7 protein-coding genes are annotated in these 6484 nt (G+C 64.1%); all 7 read right to left on the reverse strand.

The genetic code is table 11. The features are described 5' to 3' along the window. Nucleotides 1-268 precede the first annotated feature (268 nt). Nucleotides 269-1048: an ABC transporter ATP-binding protein gene (locus tag Q8R73_RS14245; protein WP_305720190.1), complete on the reverse strand. Its 780-nt coding sequence runs from the start codon at nucleotides 1046-1048 to the stop codon at nucleotides 269-271. Then, nucleotides 1041-1796: an ABC transporter permease gene (locus tag Q8R73_RS14250; RefSeq protein WP_305720196.1), complete on the reverse strand. Its 756-nt coding sequence runs from the start codon at nucleotides 1794-1796 to the stop codon at nucleotides 1041-1043. Before Q8R73_RS14250 ends, Q8R73_RS14245 begins: the two co-directional genes overlap by 8 nt. A gap of 101 nt (nucleotides 1797-1897) precedes the next feature. Further along, nucleotides 1898-2857, reverse strand: a complete 960-nt coding sequence (locus Q8R73_RS14255; protein WP_305720191.1) for an ABC transporter substrate-binding protein — start codon at nucleotides 2855-2857, stop codon at nucleotides 1898-1900. A gap of 335 nt (nucleotides 2858-3192) precedes the next feature. Continuing rightward, entirely contained in the window at nucleotides 3193-3477 is a 285-nt protein-coding gene (locus Q8R73_RS14260; RefSeq protein ID WP_305720192.1) for a hypothetical protein, read from the reverse strand. 63 nt (nucleotides 3478-3540) lie between these two features. Further along, complete coding sequence (locus tag Q8R73_RS14265) at nucleotides 3541-4620, reverse strand: ABC transporter ATP-binding protein (protein ID WP_305720193.1); 1080 nt, start codon at nucleotides 4618-4620, stop codon at nucleotides 3541-3543. Then, on the reverse strand, nucleotides 4617-5597 hold the full coding sequence (locus Q8R73_RS14270) for an ABC transporter ATP-binding protein (RefSeq protein ID WP_305720194.1): 981 nt from the start codon (nucleotides 5595-5597) through the stop codon (nucleotides 4617-4619). Before Q8R73_RS14270 ends, Q8R73_RS14265 begins: the two co-directional genes overlap by 4 nt. Next, on the reverse strand, nucleotides 5597-6484 hold an 888-nt coding region (locus Q8R73_RS14275; RefSeq protein WP_305720195.1), incomplete at its 5' end, for an ABC transporter substrate-binding protein. The genes Q8R73_RS14270 and Q8R73_RS14275, both read right to left, overlap by 1 nt.

Genomic DNA, 6484 nt, shown 5'->3' on the forward strand with positions numbered 1-6484 from the left:
ACCTGGGTCATTAGTCGTCTCGGCGGTTGGGATGGCTATCCCTCGTCCAAACCACCTGGCCCTATCACCATGAAAAACGGCCTCGAATACTTCCACGCCGTCGCTGCAGGATGGAGCCTTAGAGATGTGTGCATGCCCTAGCGCGAACGCGGGGACCCATAGCCACCGCCGCTCGTGGTTACGACAGATCGTCAAACAGCGTCCTTACTTATACATCACGCGGTATGGGTCCCTGCGTTCGCAGGGACGACGGGTGGGGCCGCCCTGTTCAGCCCGCCTTGCGGCGATGGTGGCTGTGCAGTTGCGACGACAGCACGCGTCGCCACTCGTTGAACTCGACGCTGGCGGTATCGCGCGGCCTCGGCAGGTCGATCACATACTCATTGTCGATCCGGCCGGGACCGGGCGACATCACGACGACGCGGTCGGCCAGGAAGATCGCCTCGTCGATGGCGTGGGTGACGAACAGAACCGTCAAGCCGGTTCGCGACCAGATCTCGACCAGTTCGTCCTGCAGCCGTTCGCGCGTCATCGCATCGAGCGCACCGAACGGCTCGTCCATCAGCACCACCTCGGCGTCATTGGCGAGCACACGGGCGATCGCGACGCGCTGCTTCATGCCGCCGGACAGCTGATGCGGATAGACGTCGGCAAAGCGCTGCAGCCCGACGAGGTCGATGAAATGGTCGATGGTTTCGCGAATTTCGGCCTTGGTGCGTCCCCTCGATGTCGGACCGAAGCCGATATTGTCGCGGACGTTGAGCCAGGGAAACAGTCCGTAATCCTGAAACACCATGCCGCGGCTCGGGCCGGGTCCCGCTATCGGCATGCCCCACATCAGATTGTCGCCCTGGGTGGCGGCCTCGAAACCGGCGGCCATCCGCAACAGCGTGGATTTACCGCAGCCGGACGCGCCGATCAGGCAGATGAATTCGCCCTTTTTTACCTTCAGGTTGGCGCCGCGCAACGCCTCGATCGAGCGGCCGTTCTGCGAATAGGTCTTGCCGACGTTCTTCATCTCCAGGATCGGGATGGTGGCTTCAGCCATGCGAAGGACTCCATGACAGCAGGCGCCGCCCGAGCAGCATCACCAGTTGATCGGACAGGAAGCCGACGATGCCGATCACGATCATGCCGGAAATCACGATTTCGGTGCGCGAGAGCTGCCGCGCTTCCATGATGATGGCGCCGAGCCCGGTTTGCACGCCCGTCATCTCGCCGACGACGATGACGACCCACGCAAAGCCCAGTCCGAGCCGCATCCCGGTGAAGATGGAGGGAAGTGCCGCCGGCAGCACGACGCGAAAGAACTGCGCCGAGCCGTTGCAGCCGAGCATGGAAGCAGCCTCGAACAATCGCGGTTCAACCGAGCGCACCCCGAAAACGGTGTTGACCAGGATCGGATAGAACGCGCCGAGGAAGACCAGAAAGAAAGCGGAGCGTGGCCCGAGCCCGAACAGGATCATCGCCAGCGGCAGCCACGCGGTGACCGGCACGGGGCGGAGAATCTGGAGAGTGGGATCGATCACCTGTCGGACCAGCGGCACCCGCCCGATCAGCATGCCCAAAGGCAGCGCGACGATCAGGGCCAGCGCGAAGCCGCCATAGACCCGGCTGACCGACGCCAGCAGATGGATGTGCAGGGTCCGGCTGAAGGCATCGTCATTGATGCCGCCAAAGGTGAGATCCTGCAGCGCGAGCCAGACCTCGTGGGGCGGAGGGATCAGGCTGCCCGGCCGCCCCACCGTGAAAACGTGCCAGAGCACCAGCATGGCAGCCGGAAAGGTTGCCGCCATCAACACCGGCTTCAGGCGCGGCCGCCATGTTCTCGACCATGCGCTTCCGCGCCCGGTGATGGTGGTCTGGTCCTCGTCGCTGGAGGCGAGCGTCGTCACGGTCAGGTCGGTTTCACCGCATCGACGAAGCTGGTGTCGATGAAGGTGGCAAAATCGGGCAGGCGCTTGATCTGCTTCAGCGCCAGCATGTGGTCCGCATAGGTCTTCGACTGCTGGATTTCCTTGGCGCCGAGCCGCCACGTCAGTTCGACGTTGGGCACCGAGGCTTCGATCGCCTCCTTTTTCTGTCCGAGCTTGCTGGACGCCATCGCGACCATGGCGGCCTTGTTGGTGGCCGCGTAATCGGTCGCCCGCTGGTGGATGCCGAGCATGACGCGGACAAGGTCCGGCTTTTCGGTGATCACGTCGCGATGCGTGCCGAACACCATATTGAGGGACCCCATCGCCGTCGAATAGGGGTATTCGACCAGCGAGCCGACGCCGCTGGACAGCGACACGCCGGGACCGGGTTCGGCGCCGACATAGGCGTCGATGTCGCCGCGCGCCAATGCGATATGCATTTCGCTGAACGAGACGCGAACCGGCTCGACATCCTTGATGGTCATGCCCTCCATTCGCAGCCGCTCCATGAAGAACACCTCCTGGGTCGTTCCCGGGAACACGGCGACACGCTTGCCCTTGAGATCCTTGATCGAAGCGATGCCGGCGTCCTTTTTCGCAATGATGGCCATGCCGCGATTGCAGGTGGAGGCGATCACCACGACCGGTTCGCCTGCCGCGGCGCCGAGCACGGCCGCGGCAATTCCGAATGCGCCGAAATCGATCGACTTGGTCACCACTGCATTCTTGCATTCGGTCGGCGTTTCGAACGGCAGCACTTCGATCTTGTAACCGGCAGGCACGAACTGATCGTAGAAATAGGGGGCGATGGAATGGATCAGCTTGAGTGCGCCGGCACGAATGACGATCGGCTGCCCCTGGGCGCGCAAGATCGCGGGGGCCGCGAAAAGCCCGACCCCGAGGGCGGCCACGAATTCACGACGGCGGATTCTGGATGACATCAACGCAACTCCTCTGTTGCGCCGATAAATGCAACAAGCATGCCGCTGGAACGGATATGCCGTTCAGGCTGCCGTGACCGGGTCGGTGGGCACGCCGGGTTCCGTGTTGAAAGGGGGTTGGCATCCAACCCGGGCGTGAAAGGCCGCTTCCAGGGCGCGCCGTGCAACTAAATTGAGCATGCTGAAAGAAAAAGAGCCGCCCGGTGCCCAGGACGGCTCAAAGTCGCAGCTTGATAAAAGCCAGGCTCGTGTACCGCCGTTACCTTGTTTGCGGCCATACGAGGTTCAACGCGTAGCAGACGCGCGCCCGATTCGCTGTGACCTGGCCAACACACTCAATGGCTGTCGAGCGGGGAAGGAGAAGCGAGCATGCCCTCCAGGACAAGCGCGGTCTGCAGCGACATCGTCGCAGTCCGGAGGTAGGTCGGCTCCTTCAGCGCATTGTTCAACATCCGGATGGCGATCGTCCAATGGCTCTTGTCGCGCAACTCCAGGGGGAGGCGGGCAAGAAAGGTTGCAGCCTCGCCCACGGCCGCAATCACCGTCCCGTCCGTCAAAGTGAGGGGAAACGATAGACGTGAGTTGTTGCTCAAGCCCGTCAATGCAAAATCCTGCGCCATGGGGCTATTTTACGCCCCATTGGCTAAGAAGTTCCTTCGATCCGGGCTAAGCCGTCTTCCCCATCAGCCGGCGGCACGCCTCTCCTTCGCCGCCTCGAAGGCGGCCAACCGCTCGGTGAACTTGCCGCTCGCCGCACCGGCGCGCGCGATGATGAGGGGGACCGGCAGGGTTTCGAAGAAATGGCAGGCGACGCGATGGCCGGGGGCGGCCTCGCGCAGCTTCGGCTCCTCGGCCGAGCAGCGCGGCTGGGCATGCGGGCAGCGGGTGTGGAAGCGGCAACCGGTCGGCGGGTTGAACGGGCTCGGCACGTCGCCCTGCAGCATGACGCGCCGGGCGCGCAGGCTCGGGTCGGGTTTTGGAATCGCCGACAGCAGCGCATGGGTGTAGGGATGCAGCGGCCGCGCATAGATCGTCTTCTTGTCGGCGATCTCGACCAGCTTGCCGAGATACATCACCGCGACGCGATCGCTGATGTGTTTGACGACGGCGAGATCGTGGGCGATGAACAGATAGGAGAGCCCGAAACGCTGCTGCAGGTTCTGCAGCAGGTTGACGATCTGCGCCTGGATCGAGACGTCGAGCGCCGACACCGGCTCGTCGCAGATGATCAGGTCGGGATTGACGGCCAGTGCACGCGCGATGCCGATGCGCTGGCGCTGTCCGCCGGAGAATTGATGCGGATAGCGGCTTGAATGTTCGGGCAGCAGGCCGACGATTTCCAGCAGTTCGCGCCCGCGTGCCTCGCGCGAGGCGGCGTCGCCGATGTCGTGCACCCGTTGCGGCTCGGCCAGGATTTCGCCCACTGTCATGCGCGGATTGAGCGAGGCGTAGGGGTCCTGGAAGATGATCTGCATGTGCCGGCGCAAGCGGCGCAACGCATCCTTGCCGAGATTGGCGATCTCCTCGCCCTTGAAGCGCACCGAGCCCGAGGTCGGGTCCATCAGGCGCAGCACCAGTCGTCCGGTGGTGGATTTTCCGCAGCCGGATTCGCCCACCAGCGCCAGCGTCTCGCCGCGCGCGATCTCGAAGCTCACATCCTCGACGGCGCGCACCAGTCCGACCTGCCGGCGCAGGATGATGCCGCGGCTGACCTGGAAATGCTTGACCAGGCCGTCGACCTGGAGGACAGGGACTTCGCTCATGCCGCCACCTCGACCGGGGCCTTCCAGCAGGCGACCAGGTGACCGGGAGCGATATCGCGCAGCGGAGGCAGCTCCTGCCGGCAGCGGCGGTCGGCGAACGGGCAGCGCGGCGCGAAGCGGCAGCCCTTCGGCTGGCTGTTGGGACTCGGCACCGTGCCTTCGATGGTGGCGAGCCGTTTGCGGTCGACATCGAGCCGCGGGATCGAGCCGAGCAGACCGATGGTGTAGGGGTGCTGGGGGTCGGCGAACAGATCGTTGACGTCGGCACTTTCGACGATCTGGCCGGCATACATCACCAGCACCTGATCGGCGACCTCGGCGATCACGCCGAGATCGTGGGTGATGATCAGGATCGCCATGCCGAGCCGGCGCTGCAGGTCGCCCAACAGGTCGAGAATCTGGGCCTGGATGGTGACGTCGAGCGCGGTGGTCGGCTCGTCCGCGATCAGCAGCGCCGGTTCGCAGGACAGCGCCATCGCGATCATGACGCGCTGACGCATGCCTCCGGACAGGCTGTGCGGAAAATCGTCGACGCGCTGCGCCGCCGAGGGGATCCGCACCAGTTCGAGCATTTCGACCGCGCGCGCCTTGGCTGCCTGCGGCGACATCGTGGTGTGGGCCAGGATGGCCTCGACGATCTGCTGGCCGATGGTGTGGACCGGGTTGAGCGAAGTCATCGGTTCCTGGAAGATCATCGACATCTGGCCGCCGCGCAGCTTGCGGCGTTCGTCGGCCGACAGCCTCAGCACGTCGCGGTCGCCGAACATCACGGCCTCGGCCGCGACGTTGCCCGGCGGGCTCGGCACCAGGCCCATGATGGAGAGCGACGTCACGCTCTTGCCGCAGCCGGATTCACCGACCAGACCGACGGTCCGGCCGCGCGGCACGCTGAAGCTGATGCCGTCGACGGCGCGGAACAGCCCGCGGTCCGTCACGAAGTGGGTCTTGAGGCCGCGGACCTCCAGGAGCTTTTCCATCAGTGCGAGTAATCCAGCCCCTTGTAGAAGGTGTTCTGATAAATCATGTGCGGCCGGACGCCCTTCATCTTCTTCTGGCTCGTGGTGAACATGGCGATGTTCATCACCGGCATCCACAAGTGTTCGCCCATCACCTTTTCCTGCACGCGGGCGTAGTTCAGCGCACGGTCGGCATCGGTCAGCGCCGCACGGCCGGCTTGCAGCCACGCGTCGGTCTCGGGGTCCTTCCAGTTCATTCTGTTCGGCGTCGGGATGTTCTTCGAATTGAAGTAGATGTTCATCAACTCGCCCGCGGAAATATAGGGCACCGTCACGGTCCACAGCTCGTAGTCCTGCTTGGCCATCTCGGAGGGCGCGATGGTGGAATCGTAGCCGACGACCTTCCAGTCGACGCCGATCTTGCGCATGTAGCCCTGGATCGCCTCGGAGACGCGCGGGAAATAGGCGACCTGCGTGAACAGCACCTTCGGCGCCAGCTTGACGCCGTCCTTCTCGCGGATGCCGTCGGAACCGACTTTCCAGCCGGCCTCGTCCAGCAGCTTCTTGGCGCGTTCGACGTCTTCCTTGATGACGCCCTTGGTCTTTTCGGCGAAGTCGAGCGCCTTGGGATCGACGAAGGTGAATGCCGGCTCGGCGTTGCCGAGCATGATGCCCTGGACGATTTCGGCGCGGTTGATGCCGATGTTCATCGCCTCGCGCACGCGCTTGTCGGCCACCATCGGCCGCGTGATCTTGTAGCCGTAGTACATCAGCTGGAAATTCGGCTTGGCCTCCTGGACGGTGAGGTTGGGCGCGGCCTTGACCTGCTGGATGAACTGCAGCGGAATCTGGTGGCTGACGTCGAACTGTCCGCCCAGCATGGCGGCGACACGGCTCGCGTCCTCCGG

Origin of the sequence: Bradyrhizobium sp. (genome assembly GCF_030697065.1) — a bacterium.
GTDB lineage: Bacteria > Pseudomonadota > Alphaproteobacteria > Rhizobiales > Xanthobacteraceae > Bradyrhizobium.

What these genes read in the sequence shown, in the direction of transcription:
- Q8R73_RS14245 (WP_305720190.1), bottom strand. Translation starts at nt 1,048, where the DNA reads ATGGCTGAAGCCACCATCCCGATCCTGGAGATGAAGAACGTCGGCAAG.
- Q8R73_RS14250 (WP_305720196.1), bottom strand. Translation starts at nt 1,796, where the DNA reads ATGGCGGCAACCTTTCCGGCTGCCATGCTGGTGCTCTGGCACGTTTTC.
- Q8R73_RS14255 (WP_305720191.1), bottom strand. Translation starts at nt 2,857, where the DNA reads ATGTCATCCAGAATCCGCCGTCGTGAATTCGTGGCCGCCCTCGGGGTC.
- Q8R73_RS14260 (WP_305720192.1), bottom strand. Translation starts at nt 3,477, where the DNA reads ATGGCGCAGGATTTTGCATTGACGGGCTTGAGCAACAACTCACGTCTA.
- Q8R73_RS14265 (WP_305720193.1), bottom strand. Translation starts at nt 4,620, where the DNA reads ATGAGCGAAGTCCCTGTCCTCCAGGTCGACGGCCTGGTCAAGCATTTC.
- Q8R73_RS14270 (WP_305720194.1), bottom strand. Translation starts at nt 5,597, where the DNA reads ATGGAAAAGCTCCTGGAGGTCCGCGGCCTCAAGACCCACTTCGTGACG.